Below are 22,820 nucleotides of genomic sequence, written 5' to 3'. Positions count from 1 at the left end.
CGAACGTGGCAGGAGTCGCACGCCGCCGTCTCGACGCGGAGCTGGTCCGCCGGAAGCTCGCCCGTTCGCGCGAGCACGCCAGCCAGCTGATCGCCGCCGGGCGGGTCACCGTCGGCAAGACCGTGGCGACCAAGCCGGCCACGCAGGTGGAGACCGCCGCCGCCATCGTCGTCCAGGCCGACGACAGCGATCCCGACTACGTCTCCCGGGGCGGGCACAAACTGGCCGGCGCGCTCGCGGCCTTCGTGCCGCAGGGGCTCGTGGTCGAGGGCCGGCGCGCGCTGGACGCCGGAGCGTCCACCGGTGGCTTCACCGATGTCCTGCTGCGCGCGGGCGCCGCCCATGTCGTCGCCGTGGACGTAGGCTACGGGCAGCTCGCCTGGTCCCTGCGGCAGGATGCACGCGTCACCGTCAAGGACCGTACGAACGTACGCGAGTTGACGCTGAAGGCGATCGACGGGGAGCCGGTGGAGCTGGTCGTGGGGGATCTGTCCTTCATCCCGCTCGGACTGGTGCTGCCCGCCCTGAAGGGGTGCGCGACGCCGGACGCCGATCTGGTGATGATGGTCAAGCCGCAGTTCGAGGTGGGCAAGGAGCGGCTGGGCAGCGGCGGTGTCGTGCGCAGTCCCGAGCTGCGGGCCGAGGCCGTGCGGAAAGTGGCCGAGCAGGCGTGGGAGCTGGGCCTCGGGGTGCGGTCGGTCACCGCCAGCCCGCTGCCCGGGCCCTCGGGGAACGTCGAGTACTTTCTCTGGCTGCGGGCGGGGGCACCCCGGGTGGACCCGGCCGACGTCGACCGTGCAGTGGCGGAGGGGCCGCGTTGACACAGAACCATGGGCGTACCGTTTTCCTGCTCGCCCACACCGGGCGGCCCGCGGCGATCCGCAGCGCGGAACTCGTCGTCAAGGGCCTGCTGCGGCATGGCATCGGGGTGCGGGTGCTGGAGGAGGAGGCGTGCGACCTGCCGCTCCCGGACGAGGTGCACCTCGTCAAGGAGGCCACCGCGCAGTGCCTGGACGGCTGTGAGCTGCTGATCGTGCTGGGCGGCGACGGCACGCTGCTGCGCGGGGCCGAGTTCGCGCGGGCCTCCGGGGTGCCGATGCTCGGCGTCAACCTGGGGCGCGTCGGCTTCCTCGCGGAGGCCGAGCGGGACGACCTGGACCGGGTGGTGGACCGCGTGGTGGCCCGGTCCTACGAGGTCGAGGAGCGGATGACCGTCGACGTCGTCGTGCACCGCAACGGCGACATCGTGCACACCGACTGGGCGCTGAACGAGGCGGCCGTGCAGAAGGCCGGCGCGGAGAAACTGCTTGAGGTCGTGCTGGAGATCGACGGGCGGCCGGTGTCGGAGTTCGGCTGCGACGGGGTGATCCTGTCCACGCCCACCGGGTCCACCGCCTACGCCTTCTCCGCCGGTGGCCCGGTGGTCTGGCCGGAGGTGGAGGCGCTGCTGATGGTGCCGATCAGCGCGCACGCGCTGTTCGCCAAGCCGCTGGTCACCTCCCCGGACTCGGTGCTCGCGGTGGAGGTGCTGCCGCACATCCCGCCGGGCGTGCTGTGGTGCGACGGCCGGCGCACGGTCGAGCTGCCGCCCGGGGCGCGGGTGGAGGTGCGCCGGGGGGCGGTGCCGGTGCGGCTGGCCCGGTTGCACCACTCGTCGTTCACCGACCGGCTCGTGGCGAAGTTCGCCCTGCCGACCACGGGGTGGCGGGGAGCGCCGCACCACTCCTCGGAGTGACACAGGCGGGCCATGTGCGCTGGCCGCCCCGGACCTCGTATGGTCTGTTCCGTGTTGGAGGAGATGCGGATACGGTCGCTCGGGGTCATCGACGATGCCGTCGTCGAACTGTCACCGGGGTTCACCGCGGTCACCGGTGAGACGGGTGCGGGCAAGACCATGGTGGTCACCAGCCTGGGGCTGCTGCTCGGTGGCCGGGCCGACCCGGCGCTCGTGCGGATCGGGGCGGAGAAGGCGGTCGTGGAGGGGCGGGTCGCCGTACCCCCCGGAGCCGCCGCCGTCGCACGCGCCGAGGAGGCCGGGGCCGAACTGGACGACGGCGCCCTGCTGATCAGCCGTACCGTCTCCGCCGAGGGCCGCTCGCGGGCGCATCTGGGCGGGCGCAGCGTCCCCGTCGGGCTGCTCGCCGAGCTGGCCGACGACCTGGTGGCCGTGCACGGGCAGACCGACCAGCAGGGGCTGCTGAAGCTGTCCCGGCAACGGCAGGCGCTCGACCGGTACGCGGGCGACGCCGTCGCCGTGCCGCTCGCCGAGTACACCGGGGCCTACCGGCGGCTGCGGGCCGTCTCCGCCGAGCTTGAGGAGATCACCACGCGCGCGCGGGAGCGGGCGCAGGAAGCCGACATGCTGCGCTACGGGCTCGACGAGATCGCCGCCGTGGAGCCCCGGCCCGGCGAGGACGCCGAGCTGGCCGAGGAGGCCGGGCGGCTCGGGCACGCCGAGGCGCTGTCGTCCGCCGCGACGGCCGCGCACGCCGCTCTCGCGGGCAACCCGGAGGACCCCGAGGGGATCGACGCCTCGACCCTCGTCGCGGGCGCCCACCGCGCCCTGGAGGCCGTACGGGCCCACGACCCGGCGCTGGCCGCGCTCGCCGACCGGATCGGGGAGATCGGCATCCTGCTCACCGACGTGGCCGGTGAGCTGGCCGGATACGCCGACGATCTCGACGCCGACCCGCTGCGGCTGGCCGCCGTGGAGGAACGCCGGGCCGCACTGACCGCGCTGACCCGCAAGTACGGCGAGGACATCGACGCGGTCCTCGCCTGGGCCGAGCAGGGCGCCGCCCGGCTCACCGAGCTGGACGGCGACGACGAGCGGATCACCGAGCTGACCGCCGAGCGCGACGCGCTGCGGGGCGAACTGGGCGTCCTCGCGCAGCGGCTGACCGACGCGCGGACCGAGGCCGCCCAGCGGTTCGCCGCGGCCGTCACCGCCGAGCTGGCCTCGCTGGCGATGCCCCACGCGCGCGTGTCCTTCGACATCCGGCAGACCGACGACCCCGAGGGCGTCGAGGTCGGCGGGCGCACGGTCGCCTACGGCCCGTCGGGCGTGGACGAGGTCGAGCTGCTGCTCGCCCCGCACCCGGGCGCCCCGGCGCGGCCCATCGCCAAGGGCGCCTCGGGCGGTGAGCTGTCCCGGGTGATGCTCGCGGTGGAGGTGGTCTTCGCGGGCACCGACCCGGTCCCGACGTACCTGTTCGACGAGGTGGACGCCGGGGTCGGCGGCAAAGCCGCGGTCGAGATCGGCCGGCGCCTGGCGAAGCTCGCCAAGACCGCGCAGGTCGTCGTGGTCACCCACCTGCCCCAGGTCGCCGCGTTCGCCGACCGTCAGCTGCTGGTGGAGAAGACCAACGACGGCTCCGTGACCCGCTCCGGTGTCAAGGTCCTGGAGGGCGAGGAACGCGTCCGCGAGCTGTCCCGCATGCTGGCCGGCCAGGAGAACTCCGAAGCGGCCCGCGCCCACGCGGAGGAACTGCTGGCCACGGCGAGGGCGGAGGTGTAGCGGGGGCGGCCGGGGAGTCCCGGGACGTTTCCCGGGTGCGGCCCGGTCCTGAGCCGTTTTCTAAGGTGGGCGGCATGATCGTCAAGCGAACGTGCCGTCCCCTGCTCCTCGCCGCCGCGCTCACCCGGACCGGGCAGGCCGTGCTGCGCGCCGCCCCGCCCGGCGGACGCGCGCGCTGGGAGCGGACCAACCACGCCGGGCGGTCCGTCGGGCTGTACGCCGGGCCCGCCGTGGCGGTGGGGGCCGGGATCGCCGCCGCGCGGGTGCACCCCGCGGCCGGGGCCGCGGTGCTGGCCGCCGGGGTGTGCGGGGCGTACGACGACGTCGCCGGGGACCACCGGCGCGGGTTCCGGGCCCATCTGCGGGCGCTGCGGCACGGGGAGATCACCAGCGGGGCCGTGAAACTGTTCGGGATCTCGGCGGCGGGGCTGGCCGCGGGCGCCGTGCTGAAGGAGCGGCCGGCCGACAAGCTGCTCGCCGGGGTCGTCATCGCCGGGAGCGCCCATCTCGTGAACCTGCTCGACGTACGGCCGGGCCGGGCCGCCGGCGCCGTGCTCGCGCTCGGGGCCCCCGGGCTGCTGCGCCAGGGGCCCGGGGCGCGGCTGGCCGCCGGGGCGATGGGCGCCGCGGCGGCCGTGCTGCCCGACGACGCGAGGCAGCGGGTGATGCTCGGGGACACGGGGGCACACGCGCTCGGCGCCGCGCTGGGGGCGGCCGTGGTGGCGGGAAACCGGCGCGCGGGACTGCTCGCGCACGCCGTGGCGCTGGTCGCCGCTGCCTGCTGCGGGGACCGGGTGAGCGCCCTGGCGCGTACCCTGCCCGGCTGACCTCGCCGTATGTCCGCGCGTACCGCCCGTGCGGGGCAGGCTCTCCCTCACCCATGTGGGTGATGTGCTCCGGCGCATTGCCCCGGCCCGCCGCACGATGCGCCCTCCCGGAACTTCCCTGAACGCCCGTGTGCCCTGGCATGCTTGGCGGGGAACGCGGGCGGACAGCGGGCCCCGACGGTCCGCCGGGGAGGCGCGCGGGCTGCGCTCTTCCGCCCCCCTGAGCCCCCAACCTTCTGTACGTTTTCCCGTGACCGCCCCACGCGCCTTCTCGTGACCGTCCACGAACCAGGAGCCTTGGCCCCGTGAGCCCGCTGAGCAGCAACGCACCGCACGGCCGGCCGCCGCTGCGCACCGTGCAGGTGCTCGGCGGAGCCAACGCCGCCAGCAGCGCGCATGTGCGCTCCCTGGCCGAGGGACTGGTCGCGCGGGGCGTACGGGTCACGGTGTGCGCCCCCACCGAGGCCGACCGGGCCTACGACTTCAGCGGCACCGGCGCCGACCACGTCCACGTACCGCGCAGCAGCGACCCCGTCTCCGTGGCCGCCCTCCGCACCGCCTGCGCCCACGCCGACCTGGTGCACGCCCACGGGCTGCACGCCTCCTTCCGGTCCGTGCTCGCGCTCGGCGGGCGCACCACCCCGCTGGTGGTCACCTGGCACGACCGCGCCCACGCGGAGGGACCGCGGGCCCAGCTGCTGCGCATGCTGGAACGGCGGGTGACGCGCACCGCGGCCGTCGTCCTCGGCACCAGCCCCGACCTGGTCGACCGCGCCCGGCGGACCGGCGCGCGGGACGCCCGGCTCGCCCCGGTCGCCCTGCCCGGCCGGCGCCGTCCCGACGGCCCCGACGAGGCGGCCGACCACGACGACCCCGACCGGCAACGGTCCAAGGTCCGCGCCGAACTCGGCGCGATCGGCCGCCCGTTGCTGCTCGCGGTCGGCTCCCTGGACCGCCACCGCGGCTACGACGTCCTGCTCGACGCGGCCCGCCGGTGGCGGGAGCGGGACCCGGTGCCGCTGGTGGTGATCGCGGGGGAGGGGCCGCTGCGGCCGGTGCTCCAGCGGCGGATCGAGGACGAGGAGCTGCCGGTGCGGCTCGTCGGCCGCCGCGACGACGTACCCGACCTGCTGGCCGCCGCCGACCTGGCCCTGATCACCAGCAGATGGGAATCGCGGTCCGTCCTCGCCCAGGAGGCGCTGCACGCGCGCGTGCCGCTCGTCGCGACCCGGGTCGGCGGCATCCCCGACCTCGTCGGCGACGCGGCCGAACTCGTCCCGTACGGCGATCCGGTGGCCCTCGCGGAGACGGTCCTCGAACTGCTCGCCGACCCCGGGCGGCGCGCCCGGCTGCGCGAGCGCGCGGCCCGGCAGTGCGCGACCTGGCCGACCGAGGACGAGACCGTCGCCCAGGTCCTCAGCGTCTACGACGAGCTGACCCAGCCCAGGCCACTGGCCTAGGCCCTGTCGTCACACTCCCGCCTGCCGCGCGACGCCACGCACGCTCCCCCAAGCTCTTCGAGCAGGGGGCACCCCCACTCGCCGCACCGGGCCCAGATCCAAGTACGCCCAGTACGAGGGGAAGGGCCCGGCACTCCCAGCCTCCGGCCGGGGGACCCCCGGAGCACGCACCTGACGCCGCGCGGCCCGCTACGGGCGGACGGCGGGAGTTCGACGACAGGACCCTGGAGGCCGCTAGGGAACGTGCCGGCGGGCCCGCAGGGCCAGGCTCAGGGCCAGGACCGTCTGCGGGTCGTCCAGGTCGGTGCCCAGCAACTCGCCGATGCGGGCCAGGCGGTTGTACAGCGTCTGACGGTTGAGGTGCAGCTCGCGGGCCGTCTCCGCCTTGCGGCCCGCGTGCGCGAGGTAGGTCTCCAGCGTCGGCAGCAGCGGCGGCCGGGAGCGCCCGTCGTGCTCGCGCAGCGGACCGATCGCCCGGTCCACGAAGGCCGCGAGGTCCGGGTGGTCGCGCAGCCGCCACAGCAGCAGGTCGATGTCTAGGCGCCGGGCGTCGTACCAGGGCCGGTCGGTCAGGCCCTGGGCGGCCGTCGCCGTCTCCGCCGCGTGCCGCAGCCCCGCCGAGGCCGCCGCCCAGCCGCCGGCCACCCCGACCACCACCACCGGCGGCGGCGAGCCCGGCCGCCGCATCCCGGCCCGCTCCACCCCGGCCCGCAGCGCCGCCGCGACCCGGTCCGCGACCGCCGTCCGTTCCGCCTCCGAGCGCAGCCCGACCAGCACCAGGACCCGGCCCTCCACCGGCCGTACGCCCAGCAGCACCGGCACCCCCACCGCGGCCAGCTCCTCGGAGACCGCCCGGGCGAGCACCGCCCAGCCGCCACCGGGCGAGAGCGTGTCCCCGATCCGCATCACCACCGGCAGCAGCGGGCTGTCGCCCGGCTTGAAGCCGAGCACCCGGGCCTGCGCCGGGGCGTCCTCCGCCGCGATCCGGCCCTCGGCGAGATCGGTGAGGAAGTCCCCGCGCCCGCGCGCCGCCAGCTCCTCCTCCTGCCGGGCCTGCATCAGCACCACGGCCAGGATGCCCGCGGCCCGCTCGGCGGCGATCCGGTGCACCGGGGCCGGCGTCGCGCGGACCGGCAGCAGGACCAGCCGGGCGCGTACCGAGCCCGCCGTGCCGGGGCCGCCGCCGGGCACGTCCACCAGCACCGTGCCGGCCGGCGGCGGGGCCTCCTTGTGCGGGCCGCGCAGCCCCTCCCACACCTGGAGCGGATCGGCGCCCTCCGGCCCGGCCCCGGCGGCGTACAGCAGCCGGCCGTCCGCCGTCTCCAGGAACACCGGGTTGCCGCTGAAGTCGGCCAGGATGCACAGCACCTGCGGCACCCCGCCGCCGCCCAGCAACGCCTCGGTGCAGCGCCGGTGCACCTCCTCGGCGCGCTGGAGCAGCGCGTAGTGGCCGTTGACGATCTCGGTGTGGATCTCCTCGGTCACCGTCACGAACGGCACCTCGCGGTGCAGCTGGACCAGCGGCAGACCGGCCGCCCGCGCCGTGTCCACCAGCGCCGCCGGCAGCCGGCCGAAGCGCGGGCCCAGCTCCACCACCAGCGCGGCGATGCCCCGCTCGGCCAGGGTCCGCACGAACGCCCGCTGCTCGGCCGGCCGGGTGCCCAGGCCGTAGCCCGTGGTGAGCAGCAGTTCGCCGCCCTTGAGCAGCGAGGCGATGTTCGGGACCTCGCCCGCGTGCACCCAGCGCACGGTGCGGCCGAGCCGGTCGGCGCCCGCCAGGATCTCCGGCAGTCCGCTGCGCAGTCCGGGCAGCTCCAGTGCCCGCTGCACGGTGATGCCGGCGCCCTGGGTGTCGAGTCGGTGGTCCGTACGGCTGTCCATGCAGCGGACGCTACCCGTGCACACGTTTCGGTGACATCTCCGAGCGATCACGGCGGCGGTCACCGGCCCCGCGCGGGCGACACTGCGTCGCCCCCGGCCCGCGATTACCCGACCGACTGCCTGTTGTGGTGTACGTCACCGTCCCGGCACACTGTCGCAACCCGTACAAGAACCGCCGTTTGACCTTCGGATTTCGTTGCGCGAGCACCACATGAGGGGCGGGAATGACAGAGAAACCCACGCGAGAGGTACAGCGCCTCAAGGCGGACTCCGTAGGACTGGTGGGCGTGGTGTTCATGGCGGTGGCCACCGCCGCGCCGATCACCGCGATGACCGGCAACCTGCCGATCGCCGTCGGCTTCGGCAACGGCACCGGAGCGCCGGCCGGCTATCTCTTCGCGACGCTGGTGCTGGCGGTCTTCTCCGTCGGCTACGTCGCCATGGCCCGCCGCATCACCGCGGCCGGCGCCTTCTACGGCTACATCTCGCACGGCCTGGGGCGCATCGCGGGCATGGCCTCCGGCATGCTCGCCGTGCTCGCCTACGTGGTCTTCGAGGCGTCCATCGTCGGCGTCTTCTCCTACTTCGCCCGGACCACCGTCCGCGACCAGCTCGGCGCCGACCTGCCGTGGGCCGCCTACGCGGCCGCGATGCTGCTGGTGACGGCCGTGCTGTCGTACTTCGACATCAACCTGACCGCCAAGGCGCTCGGCGTGCTGCTCGTCGCCGAGATCGCGGTGCTCTTCGCGGTCGCCACCGCCGTACTGCTGCGCGGCGGCGGTCCGGACGGCATCCCCGTCGCGCCGGTCAACCCCAAGAACGCCTTCACCGGCACCTCCGCGGGCCTCGGCCTGTTCTTCGCGTTCTGGTCGTGGGTCGGCTTCGAGTCGACGGCGATGTACGGCGAGGAGTCCCGCGACCCCAAGCGCGTCATCCCGCGCGCGACCCTGATCTCGGTCATCGGCGTCGGCCTGTTCTACATCTACGTCTCCTGGATGACCATCGCCGGCAACGGCCTCGACGGCGCGGTACGGGTCTCCGCCGGCGCGAGCCCCCTCGACCTGTTCTTCGACCCGGCGCGCGGCTTCATCGGCGCCTGGGCGGTGGACGCCTTCCAGTGGCTGCTGATCACCGGCTCGTTCGCCTGCGGCATGGCCTTCCACCAGTGCGCGGCCCGCTATCTGTACGCCATCGGCCGCGAGGGCTTCCTGCACCCCGCCCTCGGCCGCACCCACCCGCGCCACGGGTCGCCGTACCTCGCCTCCTTCGCCCAGTCCGTCATCGCCGTCGTCATCGTCGGCGCGTTCTGGGCGACCGGGCAGGACCCGTACATCCACCTGTACACGCTGCTGGCGATCCTCGGCACGATGGCGATCCTCATCGTGCAGACGCTCTGCTCCTTCGCCGTCATCGGCTATTTCCGCCGCAACCACCCCGAGGACCGGCACTGGTTCCGCACCCTGACCGCGCCGCTGCTCGGCGGCCTCGGCATGGCCGCCGTCGTGGTGCTGCTGGTGGTCAACATGGACACCGCGGCCGGTACGGCGGCCGGCTCGCTCTTCTTCGAGGCCATCCCGTGGATCGTCGGGGTGGTCTTCTTCGGCGGCCTCGGGCTCGGCCTGTACCTGCGGGCCCGCAGGCCGGAACGGTACGAGGTCATCGGCCGGATCGTCCTGGAGGACGCGGCCGAGCGCACGGACGACGACGTAGAGCAAGCCCCCGCCAACGCCTGAGGAGGCACCGTGTCCCGAACACGGCTCATGCACGTCCTTCGCACCCTCACCGCCGACCACGCCGCCGCCCGGCGGCTCGGTCTGCCCGTCGCCGAGGCACGGGCCGTGCGCCGGCGCACCTTCCTCAAGGGCGCCGCCGGCACGGCCGCGGTGACGGCTGCCGCGACGGCCGCCGTGACCGGCCCGGCACCGGCCGCCGCCGCGTCCGCGCCCCGCGTCGCCGTCGTCGGCGCGGGGATCGCCGGACTGACCGCGGCCCTCACCCTGCGCGACGCGGGATACGCCTGCACCCTCTACGAGGCCCACCCCTCCCGCGTCGGCGGCCGGATGTACACCCAGCGCGACCACTGGGCCTGGGGACAGACCTCGGAGATCGGCGGCGAGCTGATCGACACCGGGCACAAAAAGATGCTGGAACTGTGCCGCCGCTTCTCCCTGCCGGTCGAGGACTTCGCCGGCGGCGGTCCCCGGGGCGCGGAAGAGGTCCTCTGGTTCGACGGCGCCTACTACCCGCGCGACCGGGCCGACGAGGACTTCAAGGCCGTCTACCAGGCCTTGCGCGCGGACCTCCAGGCCGCCGGCGAGGTCACCTGGGACCGGACCACCCCGGCCGGCACCGCCCTGGACAACCTGTCCCTGTACGAGTGGGTCGAGACGCGGGTGCCGGGCGGCCACGCCTCCCCGCTCGGCCGCTTCTTCGACGTCGCCTACGCCGTCGAGTACGGCGCCGACACCACCGAGCAGTCCTCGCTCGCCCTCGTCCTGCTCATGGGCTACCAGCCCAACCCGGGCCACTTCAACGTCTGGGGCCTGTCCGACGAGCGGTACCACATCGTCGGCGGCAACGACCGGCTCCCGCGGGCCATAGCCGGCGCCCTGCCCGACGGAACCATCCGGCACGGCTGGTCCCTCCAGGCGGTGCGGGCCGGCGCCGACGGCACCCAGACCCTCACCTTCACCGAGGCGGGCAGCACCCGCACGGTCACCGCCGACCACACCATCCTGTGCGTGCCCCTGCCGGTCCTCCAACGGCTGGACCTGAGCGGAGCCGGCTTCGACCCCCGCATGACCAGCCTGCTGCGCGACGCCCGCATGGGCCACTGCACCAAGCTCAACATGCAGTTCACCGGCCGCCCCTGGCGCGGCACTGGCCCCTGGCCCGGAGTGTCCGCGGGCGACTGCTTCACCGACCTCGGCGTGCAGCAGACCTGGGACACCACCAAGGTCCAGCCCGGCACCGGCGGCATCCTCATCCAGTACGGCGGCGGCAGCCGCGCCAGGTCGCTGACGCCGACGGGCCCCTTCTCGTACGAGAGCGACCCCTACGTCAAGGACCTCGCCACCCGCTACCTGAAGGACATCGACGCCTTCTTCCCCGGCACGTCGGCCGCCTGGACCGGACGCGCCCAGCTGTCGGCCTGGCACCTCAACCCGTACTCCCTGGGCGCCTATTCGTACTGGCCGGTGGGGTACCTGCACCGGTACGCGGGCTACGAGGGCACGGCCCAGGGCCGCATCCACCTCGCCGGCGAGCACTGCTCCTACGACTTCCAGGGGTTCATGGAAGGCGGCGCGCGGGAGGGCGAGCGGGCGGCGCGGGAGGTGATCGCCGCCCTGGGCTGACCGGGGGCCGGGGCCTCACACGGGCCGGATGTTGTGGTTGCAGCGGAAGACGTTGTCCGGGTCGTAGCGCCGCTTCACCTTCTCCAGCCGCAGGAGGTTCCCCGCGCCCAGCCCTGCCCGGACCCGCTCCGGGCCTTCGTCGCCGATCAGGTTCAGGCACACGGCCCCGGTGCTCCACGGCACCAAGGCGGCGCACGCCTCCCGGACCCAGCGAAGCGCCCGCTCGTCGTCCGCCGGGTCCGCCCAGAGTGCGCACGGGTGCGCGGTCCACGGGGCGTCACGCCAGGCCACCGGGTAGCCGCGCGGCCCGGCGGCGACCGCCCCGTCCTGCGGGAACAGCAGATACCGGGAGCAGGTCGCCGCCGGCAGGCCCTCCCCGCCCGCGCCGAAGGCGTCCACCGCCTCCTGCGGCAGCCCGGTCAGACACCGGGCCGACCGGTGGTGGCGCAGCCCGGGCGGGGTGTCGAGCAGGCGCTGCGCCGCTGTGTACGGCAGGTCGCCGGCCGGCCCGGCCGCGTGCGGCAGCGCGCGCAGCGGCCCGGCGAGGTCGCGCAGCCGGTCCGTGCCGCCGGCGTGGGTCAGCACGGCCGCGCACCGCGGGCCGCCCGCCGGTGCGGGCGGCCCGGCCTGGTACAGCACCGCGCCGCCCAGCTCGTCCGGCGCGGTACAAAAGACCTCCCGGAAGGCGCGGACCACCTCCGCTCCGTACCCGGGCGGGTAGCGCAGCAGGGCGAGGGAGAACCGCGGCAGCTCGTGCAGCCGCAGGGTGAGCGCGGTGGCGACACCGAAGTTGCCGCCCCCGCCGTGCAGCGCCCAGAACAGCTCGGGGTGCTCGTCGGCGCTCGCGCGCACCCGCTCGGCATCGGCGGTCACCAGTTCCACGCCGAGGAGGTTGTCGACGGCCGGCCCGAAGAGCCGGTCCAGCCAGCCGGTGCCGCCGCCCAGGACGAAGCCGGCCACACCGGTGGTGCGGGAGCGCGCGCCGGTGGTCGCCAGTCCGTACGGCAGGGCCGCCCGGTCCAGGTCGCCCGTCGTGGCACCGCCCTCGACCCGGGCCGCCCCGGCCACCGGGTCGACGGTCACCCGGCGCATCCGGCTCAGGTCCACCACCAGCGCGCCGTCGGCCGCCGCCGTGCCGGCAGCGCCGTGGCCGCCGCCGCGCACCGCGATGCGCAGGTCCAGCTCCCGGCCGAAGCGGACGGCCCGCACCACGTCGGCGGCGTCCGCGCACCGGGCGATCACCGCCGGCCGCCGGCCGTCCCGCGCGTCGAACACCGCGCGGGCCGCGTCGTAGCCGGGGTCCCACGGGGCGAACACCTCGCCGGCCAGATCCGAGCGGAGGGCGGCGAGTGCCGAGTGCGCCGTGGAACGGAAAGCCACGTCGTCAGCCTAGGCGGAGCGCCCCGAAGGGGCGCGGGGAACTGCGCGACCGGCCACGACGGACCCGCGGCCGACCGACGGCCTTCACCCCCCGTACGCGCCGGACGCGGTCAGCCGCAGTGCCGTGTCGATCAGCGGCACGTGGCTGAACGCCTGCGGGAAGTTCCCCACCTGCCGCTTCAGCCGCGGGTCCCACTCCTCGGCGAGCAGCCCGAGGTCGTTGCGCAGCGCGAGGAGCTTCTCGAACAGCTTGCGGGCCTCGTCCACCCGGCCGATCATCGCCAGGTCGTCCGCCATCCAGAACGAGCAGGCCAGGAAGGCGCCCTCGTCGCCGGGCAGGCCGTCGACGCCCGCGTCCTCGCCCTCGGTGGGGTAGCGCAGGATGAACCCGTCCGGGGTGGACAGCTCGCGCTGGATCGCCTCGATGGTGCCGATCACCCGCTTGTCGTCCGGCGGCAGGAAGCCCATCTGCGGGATGAGCAGCAGCGAGGCGTCCAGCTCCTTCGAGCCGTAGGACTGGGTGAAGGTGTTGCGCTCCTTGTCGTAGCCCTTCTCGCACACGTCCCGGTGGATGTCGTCGCGCAGCTCGCGCCAGCGCTCCAGCGGGCCGTCCGCGTCCCCGGACTCGATCAGCTTGATGGTGCGGTCCACCGCGACCCAGGCCATCACCTTGGAGTGCACGAAGTGCCGGCGCGGGCCGCGCACCTCCCAGATGCCCTCGTCCGGCTCCTGCCAGTGGTCCTCCAGGTAGCGGATCAGCTTCAGCTGGAGCAGGGAGGCGTAGTCGTTGCGGGCCAGACCGGTCATGTGGCCCAGGTGCAGGGCCTCGGTGACCTCGCCGTACACGTCCAGCTGGAGCTGGTGCGCGGCGCCGTTGCCGACCCGGACCGGGGCGGAATTCTCGTAGCCCGGCAGCCAGTCCAGCTCGGCCTCGCCCAGCTCCCGCTCGCCGGCGATGCCGTACATGATCTGGAGGTTCTCCGGGTCGCCGGCGACCGCCCGCAGCAGCCACTCGCGCCAGGCGCGGGCCTCCTCGCGGTAGCCGGTGCGCAGCAGTGAGGACAGGGTGATCGCCGCGTCCCGCAGCCAGGTGTAGCGGTAGTCCCAGTTGCGCACGCCCCCGATGTCCTCGGGCAGGGAGGTCGTCGGGGCGGCGACGATGCCGCCGGTGGGGGCGTACGTCAGCGCCTTGAGGGTGATCAGCGAACGGATCACCGCCTCGCGGTAGGGCCCGTGGTACGTACAGTGCTCGACCCACTCGCGCCAGAAGTCCTCCGTGGCCTCCAGCGAGGTCTCCGGCTCCGGCAGCGGCGGCGGCTCCTTGTGCGAGGGCTGCCAGGAGATGGTGAAGGCGATGCGGTCGCCCGGGGCCACGGTGAAGTCGGCGTAGGTCGTCAGCGCCTTGCCGTAGGTCTCGGCCTCCGTGTCGAACCACACCGAGTCGGGTCCGGCGACGGCCACCGTGCGGCCCTCGTGCCTGTGCACCCACGGCACCACCCGGCCGTAGGAGAACCGCATCCGCAGCGCGGAGCGCATCGGCACCCGGCCGGTGACGCCCTCCACGATCCGGATCAGCTGGGGGGCACCGTCACGCGGGGGCATGAAATCGGTCACGCGTACGGTGCCGCGCGGGGTGTCCCACTCGGTCTCCAGGATCAGCGAGTCGCCGCGGTAGCCGCGCCGGGCGGCCGTGGGCGGCTTGGCGTCCGCCGCGTGCGCCGGGCCGAGCCGCCAGAAGCCGTGCTCCTCGGTGCCCAGCAGGCCGGCGAAGATGGCATGCGAGTCGAAGCGGGGCAGGCACAGCCAGTCCACCGTGCCGTCCCGGCAGACCAGTGCGGCGGTCTGCATGTCTCCGATGAGTGCGTAGTCTTCGATGCGCCCGGCCACGTGCAACTCCAGTCGAACGGCCACGTCACACCCCCGCGCAGGGGGCTGTCGCTAGTGCGGTCAAGGGTCGTTGTTGTGTGTCGTTGAGCGGTGAAGCAAAGCAGCCCGCCGAGCCCTGAGGCAACACGACAGTCCTTGCTCAACGAACTGCCGCGCTCTCGTTGTTCCGGGTTGGTGCAGGCGGGGGTGTGCCGTCGTTACCGGCCGGGCTCGGCAGTGAGTGTCCGAGCAGGATACGACGCGTGCAGATGATCCGGGTGCCGCTCCGGACAACCCGTATGGGCCGAACGAGTGAGCGCCGGGTGAGAACCGTGTGCCCGCACGGGTGCGAAAGTTGCCAGAGTGACTCCGGTGTTCTCATGGTGTGCCCGGGCGGGCGCGGAGCGTGGCCGGAAGCCATCTCGCTCAGGCGCTGATACGCTGGTAGCCCGTGGACCGGTGGGAGAAAACCCCCCGAACCGCAGCGACGGCACCCCCGGAACTCTCCGGGACGGAAGCCGCACCGCATCACCGCCAGCGACCACGGGAGCCCCCTCTTGGCCATGCCGCCCAAATCCACGACGACCAAGCACATCTTCGTCACCGGGGGTGTCGCCTCCTCGCTCGGCAAGGGTCTGACCGCCTCCAGCCTGGGCATGCTGCTCAAGGCCCGGGGCCTGCGTGTCGTGATGCAGAAGCTCGACCCGTACCTGAACGTCGACCCGGGCACGATGAACCCCTTCCAGCACGGTGAGGTGTTCGTCACCAACGACGGCGCCGAGACCGACCTGGACATCGGTCACTACGAGCGCTTCCTCGACCGCGACCTGGACGGCTCCGCCAACGTCACCACGGGCCAGGTGTACTCCACCGTGATCGCCAAGGAGCGGCGCGGCGAGTACCTGGGCGACACCGTGCAGGTCATCCCGCACATCACCAACGAGATCAAGCACCGCATCCGGCGCATGGCCACCGACGAGGTCGACGTGGTCATCACCGAGGTCGGCGGCACGGTCGGCGACATCGAGTCGCTGCCGTTCCTGGAGACCGTCCGCCAGGTCCGCCACGAGGTCGGCCGGGACAACGTCTTCGTGGTGCACATCTCGCTGCTGCCCTACATCGGCCCCTCCGGCGAGCTGAAGACCAAGCCCACCCAGCACTCGGTGGCCGCGCTGCGCAACATCGGCATCCAGCCCGACGCGATCGTGCTGCGCTGCGACCGGGAGGTCCCCACCGCGATCAAGCGGAAGATCTCCCTGATGTGCGACGTGGACGAGGCCGCCGTGGTCGCCTGCCCCGACGCCCGCTCGATCTACGACATCCCCAAGGTCGTGCACACCGAGGGCCTGGACGCCTACGTGGTGCGCAAGCTGGACCTGCCGTTCCGGGACGTGGACTGGACGACCTGGGACGACCTGCTCGACCGCGTCCACAACCCCGAGCACGAGGTCACTCTCGCCCTGGTCGGCAAGTACATCGACCTGCCCGACGCCTACCTGTCGGTCACCGAGGCGCTGCGCGCGGGCGGCTTCGCCAACCGCGCCCGGGTGAAGATCAAGTGGGTCACCTCCGACGACTGCAAGACCCCGGCCGGCGCCAAGGCGCAGCTCGCGGGCGTGGACGGCATCTGCATCCCCGGCGGCTTCGGCGACCGCGGCGTGCTGGGCAAGGTGGGCGCGATCAAGTACGCCCGCGAGAACAAGATCCCGCTGCTCGGCCTGTGCCTGGGCCTGCAGTGCATCGTGATCGAGGCCGCCCGCAACCTGGCCGGCGTCCCCGACGCCAACTCCACCGAGTTCGACCCGGCCACCGCCCACCCGGTGATCTCCACCATGGCCGAGCAGATGGACATCGTCGCCGGCGAGGGCGACATGGGCGGCACGATGCGGCTCGGCATGTACCCGGCCAAGCTCGCCGAGGGCTCCATCGTCCGCGAGGTCTACGACGGCAAGGAGTACGTCGAGGAGCGCCACCGCCACCGCTACGAGGTGAACAACGCCTACCGCGCGGAACTGGAGAAGAAGGCCGGCATCGTCTTCTCCGGCACCTCCCCCGACGGCAAGCTCGTGGAGTACGTGGAGTACCCGCGCGATGTCCACCCGTACCTGGTCGCCACCCAGGCCCACCCGGAGCTGCGCTCCCGGCCGACCCGCCCGCACCCGCTGTTCGCCGGTCTGGTGAAGGCGGCCGTCGAGCGGAAGAACTCCAAGTAACACGCCGGTTGTACGGTGGCCGGGGTGCGTACCTTCGTAGGAGGTGGGCACCCCGGTTTCACTGTGCGTATGCGGAAGGAACAGGGCATGACGATCAAGGACACCCGTGCGGAGTGGGAGATCCGGTCCACGGAGACCCCCTTCACGGGCAACAAGACCTCCGTGCGCACCGACGAGGTGGTCATGCCCGACGGCTCGGTGGTCAGCCGGGACTACCAGGTCCACCCCGGCTCGGTCGCCGTCCTCGCGCTGGACGAGGAGGACCGGGTCCTGCTGATCAACCAGTACCGCCACCCCGTGCGGCACAAGCTGTGGGAGATCCCGGCCGGCCTGCTGGACGTGCCCGGCGAGAACCCGCTGCACGCCGCCCAGCGAGAGCTGTACGAGGAGGCGCACGTCAAGGCCGAGGACTGGCGGGTGCTGACCGACGTGTACACCACCCCCGGCGGCTGCGACGAGGCCGTGCGGATCTTCCTCGCCCGCGAGCTGTCCGATGCCGACGGGGAGCGCTTCGCGGCGGAGCACGAGGAGACCGACATGGAGCACGCGCGCGTGCCGGTCGACGAACTCGTGCGCCGAATCCTGGCCGGGGACGTGCACAACAACTGTCTCGTGGTCGGCGTGCTGTCCCTGGTCGCCGCCCGCGGCGGGGACGGGCTGGACGCCCTGCGCCCGGCCGACGCGCCCTGGCCCGCGCGCCCCTTCGAGAGCTGACCGGACCCGTCCGGACCACTGGTGTGACCATCGCCTGATCCGATCGGGCGATGCGTTCGCCGCGCTCCTCCGGGTACGTCGCAGAGCGTGAACTAGGCTCTGCAAACGCCCGTACCGGAAGACACCGGCGGGCTTGCGCGTGCGGTGGGACGGGAGTGTGGCCCGTGACGGAACAGGCGGTGGACCCAGACGGTGCGGAGCTGTCCGCGCCCCCGGCCCCGAAGGACCGTTTCCTGGGCCGGGCCCGGGAGCTGAAGGAACTGCGCGCCGACATCGAGCGGGCCGGCCTGGACACCCTCTCCGGGCGCAAGGCGCCCCGCGCGCGCGTCCTGCTCATCGCCGGCCGCCCCGGCTCCGGCCGTACCAGCCTCGCCGAGGAACTCGTCCGCCGGGTCGCCGGCCGCTACCCGGGCGGGGTGCTGCGGGCCCGGCTCAGCGAGCCCGACGGCACCCCGGTGCCTGTCGAGCGGGCGGCCCGCGCGCTGCTGGAGGCGCTGGACCTGCCCGCCCCCGCCGGAGCCGCCGAGGACGACCTCGCCGCGGCCCTGCGGGCGGCCCTCGCGGGCAGGCGGGCGGTGCTGCTGCTGGACGACGCGGCCGGCGCCGACCAGGTCGACGCGCTCCTGCCCGAGGCCCCGGACTGCCTGGTGGTCGCCGTCTCCCGGGGCCCGCTCACCGGGATCGCCGACGTCCGCCCCTGCACGCTGGGCGGCCTCGACACCAAGTCCGCGGTGGACCTGCTCACCGGCTACGCCGGCGCCGTCCGCGTCACCGTCGACCCGCGCGCCGCGGAGAGCCTGGTGGAGGCGTGCCAGGGCCACCCGGCCGCCCTGGTGCTGGCCGGCGGCTGGCTCGCGGCCCGTCCCAAGGCCACCGTCTCCGACCTGGCCAAGCGGCTGCACGCGGCCACCGAGGAGGGCACGGAGGGCGCCGAGGCGACCCCGCTGTCCCGCGTCTTCCGGCTCGTCCACGACCAGCTGCCCGGACCGGCCGCCCGGCTGCTGCGGCTGCTCTGTCTCGCCCCGGCCGGCCTCGCCGACCCGCACACCGCCTCCGCCCTGGCCGGCTGCTCGGTCGACGCCGCCCGCGCCACCCTGGACGACCTCACCGCCCTCGGTCTGCTGCGCGCGGTGGACTCCCCGCTGCCCCAGTACGAGGTCCCCGGCCGGCTGCACCCGCTGCTGCGCGCCCTGGCCGAGGCCCAGGAGCGGCCCGCCGAGCTCCAGCTGGCCCGGGCCCGGATGCTGGAGCGGACGGTGCGGCTGCTCCAGTCCTGCCGGGCGATCACCGAGACGGACAGCCCGCAGGCCCGGGAGAAGCTGAACGGCATGCCGCCCGCCCTGCGCTTCCCGAACCCGCGGGCCGCCGCCGACTGGCTGCGCATCCGGCGGCCCGCGCTGCTGGCTTCGGTGCGCCTCGCGGTGGCCGACGGCGAGCTGGACACCCTCGCCCGCCGGCTGATGTCCCAGCTGGTGCGGGCCCTGGCGGCCCATGTCGGCACCCAGGCCGCCGCCGCCGACCTGTACGGGGTGCACAGCCTGGTGCTGGACGTCGCCGAGCGGCGCGGGCTGCCCAGGGAGAAGGCCGCGGCCCTGCTGAACCTGGGCGACCTGGACGCGCAGACCGGCCGCACCCGGGAGGCGCTGGCCCGCTACCGGGCTGCGCTGGACGCCGGGCGGGAGGCCAATGACCCGTACGCCACGGGCCGCGCGATGGAATCCGTAGGCGGCGCCCACCAGGAACTGGGCGATCACGACCGGGCCGCCGACTGGTTCGGCCGGGCGCTGGCCGAGCGGCTGGCCCGCGGCGAGGTCCCGGAGGCCGCCCGGCTGTACGGCAGGATCGCCACCGCCCACACCTACGCCGGCCGCTACGGCGAGGCGCTGCGCAACTGGCGGGCCGCCCTGGCCGGCTACCGCAGGAGCGGCGATGTCGCCGCCAGCGCACGGGCGTTGAGCGAGATCGCCCGGGTGCAGGAGTACGCGGGACGGCCCGAGGAGTCGCTGCGCACCTGCCAGGAGGCAGTCGAGTGGGCCCGGCGGGCCGAGGACGCCCGGCTCCAGGCCGCGGTGCAGCTGCGGCTGGCCGACACCCTGGACCGCCTCGGCGACCCGGCGGCGGCCCGGCTGCACCGGGCGGCGGCGGAGCGCATGCTGGCCGAGGAGCGGCCGGAGGACGACGCGAGGCCGGAACAAGACGCTAACGCCTGCGAAATCCGCACCGCATCCAGCGAAGATTGATGCAATGAAAGGCTAGACAGCTCGAACACCTTCATTAGACTGGCTCTGCCGCACTCTCCTGCGGTGTCTCCCGGTATGCCCCCGCATGTCTGGGTACGTCTGTAATGCACCCCCATACCCTCTGAGCCAAGGACCGTGATCGACGTGAAGGTCGGCATCCCCCGCGAGGTCAAGAACAACGAGTTCCGGGTGGCCATCACCCCCGCCGGTGTGCACGAGCTGGTGCGCAACGGCCACCAGGTCGTCGTCGAGCGGGGCGCCGGCCTCGGCTCCTCGATCACGGACGAGGAGTACGTCTCCGCCGGTGCCGCCATCCTGGACACCGCGGACGAGGTCTGGGCGAGCGCCGACCTGCTGCTGAAGGTCAAGGAGCCGATCGCGGAGGAGTACCACCGCCTCCGCAAGGACCAGACCCTCTTCACCTACCTGCACCTGGCCGCCTCCAAGGAGTGCACCGACGCGCTGCTGGCCTCCGGCACCACGGCCATCGCCTACGAGACCGTCGAGCTGCCGAACCGCGCGCTGCCGCTGCTCGCCCCGATGTCCGAGGTCGCGGGCCGGCTGGCCCCGCAGGTCGGCGCCTACCACCTGATGCGCGCGGCCGGCGGCCGCGGCGTGCTGCCGGGCGGCGTCCCGGGCGTGACCCCGGCCAAGGCGGTCGTCATCGGCGGCGGTGTCTCCGGCTGGAACGCCGCCCAGATCGCCATCGGCATGGGCTTCGACGTGACCCTGCTCGACCGCGACATCAACAAGCTGCGCGAGGCCGACAAGATCTTCGGCACGAAGGTCAAGGCCGTCATGTCCAACTCCTTCGAGCTGGAGAAGGCCGTCCTCGACGCCGACCTCGTCATCGGCGCGGTCCTCATCCCGGGCGCCAAGGCCCCGAAGCTGGTCACCAACGAGATGGTGGCCCGGATGAAGCCCGGAAGTGTCCTTGTCGACATCGCGATCGACCAGGGCGGCTGCTTCGAGGACTCCCGTCCCACCACGCACGCCGAGCCGACCTTCAAGGTGCACAACTCGGTCTTCTACTGCGTCGCCAACATGCCGGGCGGCGTGCCCAACACCTCCACCAACGCGCTCACCAACGCGACGCTGCCGTACATCGTCTCGCTGGCCAACAACGGCTGGGTGGAGGCGCTGCGCCGCGACGCCGCGCTCGCCAAGGGTCTCAACACCCATGACGGCAAGGTGGTTTACAAGGAGGTCGCGGAGGCCCACGGCCTGCCCCACGTCGAGCTGGAGTCGCTGCTCGGCTGACCTGCGTCAGCAGGTCACGACCGGGTGAGTCGTCAAGTCACCACCCGCCAAAAGGCGATTCGTCAACACGTCTCGTCAATCCCGCGCACCCGGCCGGACCTTGCCCGACAAGGTCCGGCCGGATGTGTGTATGGTCACTTTGCGGCTCTCGGTCAACTCGCCTCGAACGTAACGCTTCGACCGATTCGCACACCCTGGAAACCTGCTGTGCGACGGCCGTACGCCCTTGACAGCGACATGTTTCATTGCCGACACATCCTGCCGGGTCCGGCGGATTGTGTTGCTGCGGACCGCCGACACGCCATAGAGTCGCCAACCGTCGGCATGGTGCCACGCTGACCTTGTCTAGAAGTTTCCTGGTCACCAAGGAGGTAAGACGACTTGTGAATGAGTCGACATTTTCTCCCGGGGGTGGTCAACCAGGAATGCCGGTCCGGGGCCAGGGCCCCGCGGGATTCGAGGCTGTCGGCTCCGTAGCTGTGCGCACCTTCGCAGCCCACCAGAGTTCCGGTCCGCGGACGGCCGGGACAGCACACCAGAGCATGGATGGCCATCACGTGAACGCCATGGCCGGCGACGGAAGTGGCGCGCCCCACAACCACTTCGCCGACTACGACGAACTGCCCGAGGGGCACTTCTACGACCCCGACGCCGAGTACGAGCCGGACCCGGAGTACGCGGCCACGCTCGCGCCCGACGCGGCCCGTCAGCGCCGTGAGCGCATCGGCCCGACCGGGCGCCCGCTGCCCTACTTCCCGATCCCGGGCCCGCTGACCGACCACGGCCCCGCGAAGATCATCGCGATGTGCAACCAGAAGGGCGGCGTCGGCAAGACGACGTCGACCATCAACCTGGGCGCCGCGCTCGCGGAGTACGGCCGGCGCGTGCTGCTCGTGGACTTCGACCCGCAGGGCGCGCTGTCGGTAGGGCTCGGGGTGAACCCGATGGAGCTCGACCTCACCGTCTACAACCTGCTCATGGAGCGGGGCATGTCCGCGGACGAGGTCCTGCTGAAGACCGCGGTCCCCAACATGGACCTGCTGCCCTCCAACATCGACCTGTCGGCCGCCGAGGTCCAGCTGGTCTCCGAGGTCGCGCGCGAGTCCACGCTCCAGCGGGCCCTGAAGCCGCTGCTGCCCGACTACGACTACATCGTGATCGACTGCCAGCCCTCGCTCGGCCTGCTCACCGTCAACGCCCTGACGGCCGCGCACAAGGTGATCGTGCCGCTGGAGTGCGAGTTCTTCGCGCTGCGCGGTGTGGCCCTGCTGACCGAGACCATCGAGAAGGTCCAGGAGCGGCTCAACCCCGACCTGGAGCTCGACGGCATCCTCGCCACGATGTACGACTCGCGCACCGTCCACAGCCGCGAGGTGCTGGCCCGCGTGGTCGAGGCCTTCGACGACCACGTGTACCACACGGTCATCGGCCGCACGGTCCGCTTCCCGGAGACCACGGTCGCCGGTGAGCCGATCACCACGTACGCCTCCAACTCCGTCGGTGCCGCCGCCTACCGCCAGCTCGCCAGGGAGGTGCTCGCCCGGTGTCACGCCGAGTGAGTCTGCCCGGGGCCGACGAACTCTTCCGTACGACAGGAGGGATGGCGCTCCAGCCGTCCACTCCCCGGCGCGCGGCGGGCGGTGAGGCCCGGGTGCCGGCTCCCGCCGGGGAGAGCGACGAGACGGCCGCCGGGGAGGACGTACCGCCGTCGGTACCCGTGCGAGGCGGCGACGGAGAGGGCGCGGAGCACGTGGCGGCGGACGCCGGGCCCGCCGAGACCGGCGAGTCCCGCAGCCGCCCGGTGCGCCGTCAGGCGGCGCAGGAGGCCCCGGCCGCCGCGCAGCCCCGCAAGCGCGGGCGGTCGGCGACCCGGCGGCCCAGCGGGCGCGAGCGGCACGACGAGAAGATCACCGTCTACGTCTCGGCCGAAGAGCTGATGGACCTGGAGCACGCTCGTCTGGTGCTCCGCGGCGAGCACGGGCTCGCGGTGGACCGCGGGCGGATCGTCCGCGAGGCGGTGGCCGTGGTCCTGGCCGACCTGGAGTCCCGCGGGGACGCGAGCATCCTCGTACGCCGGCTGCGCGGGCGGTAGCGATAGCCTGCGGG

Annotated in this window: 16 protein-coding genes; 13 read left to right on the top strand and 3 right to left on the bottom strand. The window is 73.5% G+C overall.

All coding sequences use genetic code 11. From position 1 onward, the window contains the following. Nucleotides 1-5: 5 nt before the first annotated feature. The 5 genes from Srubr_RS06470 (at nt 6) to Srubr_RS06450 (ending at nt 5,804) form a co-directional block, all read left to right on the top strand. The gene (locus tag Srubr_RS06470; RefSeq protein WP_189996040.1) at nt 6-821 is read left to right on the top strand and encodes a TlyA family RNA methyltransferase; all 816 of its coding nucleotides are present in this window, start codon (nt 6-8) and stop codon (nt 819-821) included. After that, complete coding sequence (locus tag Srubr_RS06465) at nt 818-1,735, top strand: NAD kinase (protein WP_189996041.1); 918 nt, start codon at nt 818-820, stop codon at nt 1,733-1,735. Before Srubr_RS06470 ends, Srubr_RS06465 begins: the two co-directional genes overlap by 4 nt. 39 nt (nt 1,736-1,774) lie before the next feature. After that, a complete protein-coding gene (recN, locus tag Srubr_RS06460; RefSeq protein ID WP_189996042.1) occupies nt 1,775-3,517 on the top strand; it encodes a DNA repair protein RecN in 1,743 nt (580 codons plus the stop codon). Nucleotides 3,518-3,591: 74 nt separating this feature from the next. Further along, a complete protein-coding gene (locus Srubr_RS06455) occupies nt 3,592-4,344 on the top strand; it encodes a hypothetical protein (protein WP_189996043.1) in 753 nt (250 codons plus the stop codon). A gap of 305 nt (nt 4,345-4,649) precedes the next feature. Further along, entirely contained in the window at nt 4,650-5,804 is a 1,155-nt protein-coding gene (locus tag Srubr_RS06450) for a glycosyltransferase family 4 protein (RefSeq protein ID WP_189996044.1), read from the top strand. Between the two features lie 234 nt (nt 5,805-6,038). Here Srubr_RS06450 and Srubr_RS06445 read toward each other — a convergent pair whose 3' ends face one another. Next, nucleotides 6,039-7,685, bottom strand: a complete 1,647-nt coding sequence (locus Srubr_RS06445) for a PucR family transcriptional regulator (protein WP_189996045.1) — start codon at nt 7,683-7,685, stop codon at nt 6,039-6,041. Nucleotides 7,686-7,909: 224 nt separating this feature from the next. Here Srubr_RS06445 and Srubr_RS06440 point away from each other — a divergent pair, with 224 nt between their 5' ends. Both Srubr_RS06440 and Srubr_RS06435 read left to right on the top strand, forming a co-directional pair. Further along, nucleotides 7,910-9,418: an APC family permease gene (locus tag Srubr_RS06440; RefSeq protein WP_189996046.1), complete on the top strand. Its 1,509-nt coding sequence runs from the start codon at nt 7,910-7,912 to the stop codon at nt 9,416-9,418. A 9-nt stretch (nt 9,419-9,427) separates the two neighbouring features. Further along, complete coding sequence (locus Srubr_RS06435; RefSeq protein WP_268257583.1) at nt 9,428-11,041, top strand: flavin monoamine oxidase family protein; 1,614 nt, start codon at nt 9,428-9,430, stop codon at nt 11,039-11,041. A gap of 15 nt (nt 11,042-11,056) precedes the next feature. On the opposite strand, the gene Srubr_RS06430 is transcribed toward Srubr_RS06435, so the two are convergent. Together Srubr_RS06430 and Srubr_RS06425 are read right to left on the bottom strand one after the other, a co-directional pair. After that, complete coding sequence (locus Srubr_RS06430; RefSeq protein WP_189996047.1) at nt 11,057-12,421, bottom strand: FAD-binding oxidoreductase; 1,365 nt, start codon at nt 12,419-12,421, stop codon at nt 11,057-11,059. 84 nt (nt 12,422-12,505) lie between these two features. Continuing rightward, a complete protein-coding gene (locus Srubr_RS06425) occupies nt 12,506-14,308 on the bottom strand; it encodes a glycoside hydrolase family 15 protein (protein WP_189996378.1) in 1,803 nt (600 codons plus the stop codon). A 542-nt stretch (nt 14,309-14,850) separates the two neighbouring features. Here Srubr_RS06425 and Srubr_RS06420 point away from each other — a divergent pair. The 6 genes from Srubr_RS06420 to Srubr_RS06395 all read left to right on the top strand — a co-directional run bounded on the left by Srubr_RS06420 (nt 14,851) and on the right by Srubr_RS06395 (nt 22,806). Next, nucleotides 14,851-16,500 carry a CTP synthase gene (locus Srubr_RS06420; protein ID WP_189996048.1) on the top strand — a complete coding sequence of 550 codons (1,650 nt, stop codon included), beginning with the start codon at nt 14,851-14,853 and terminating at the stop codon, nt 16,498-16,500. An 87-nt stretch (nt 16,501-16,587) separates the two neighbouring features. Beyond that, a complete protein-coding gene (locus Srubr_RS06415; RefSeq protein WP_189996049.1) occupies nt 16,588-17,214 on the top strand; it encodes an NUDIX domain-containing protein in 627 nt (208 codons plus the stop codon). Nucleotides 17,215-17,378: 164 nt separating this feature from the next. Continuing rightward, a complete protein-coding gene (locus Srubr_RS06410; protein ID WP_189996050.1) occupies nt 17,379-19,454 on the top strand; it encodes a tetratricopeptide repeat protein in 2,076 nt (691 codons plus the stop codon). A 135-nt stretch (nt 19,455-19,589) separates the two neighbouring features. Beyond that, entirely contained in the window at nt 19,590-20,714 is a 1,125-nt protein-coding gene (gene ald, locus Srubr_RS06405) for an alanine dehydrogenase (protein WP_189996051.1), read from the top strand. 425 nt (nt 20,715-21,139) lie between these two features. Continuing rightward, nucleotides 21,140-22,273 (top strand): ParA family protein, encoded by a 1,134-nt coding sequence (locus Srubr_RS06400; protein ID WP_189996052.1) that lies wholly within the window; start codon nt 21,140-21,142, stop codon nt 22,271-22,273. After that, complete coding sequence (locus tag Srubr_RS06395; RefSeq protein WP_189996053.1) at nt 22,258-22,806, top strand: hypothetical protein; 549 nt, start codon at nt 22,258-22,260, stop codon at nt 22,804-22,806. Before Srubr_RS06400 ends, Srubr_RS06395 begins: the two co-directional genes overlap by 16 nt. The last annotated feature ends 14 nt before the right edge of the window (nt 22,807-22,820 follow it).

The sequence above is a fragment of the Streptomyces rubradiris genome, assembly GCF_016860525.1.
Lineage (GTDB): Bacteria > Actinomycetota > Actinomycetes > Streptomycetales > Streptomycetaceae > Streptomyces > Streptomyces rubradiris.
Note: the sequence above shows the minus strand (reverse complement) of the source record. Positions and strands in the feature narration are given on the sequence as shown.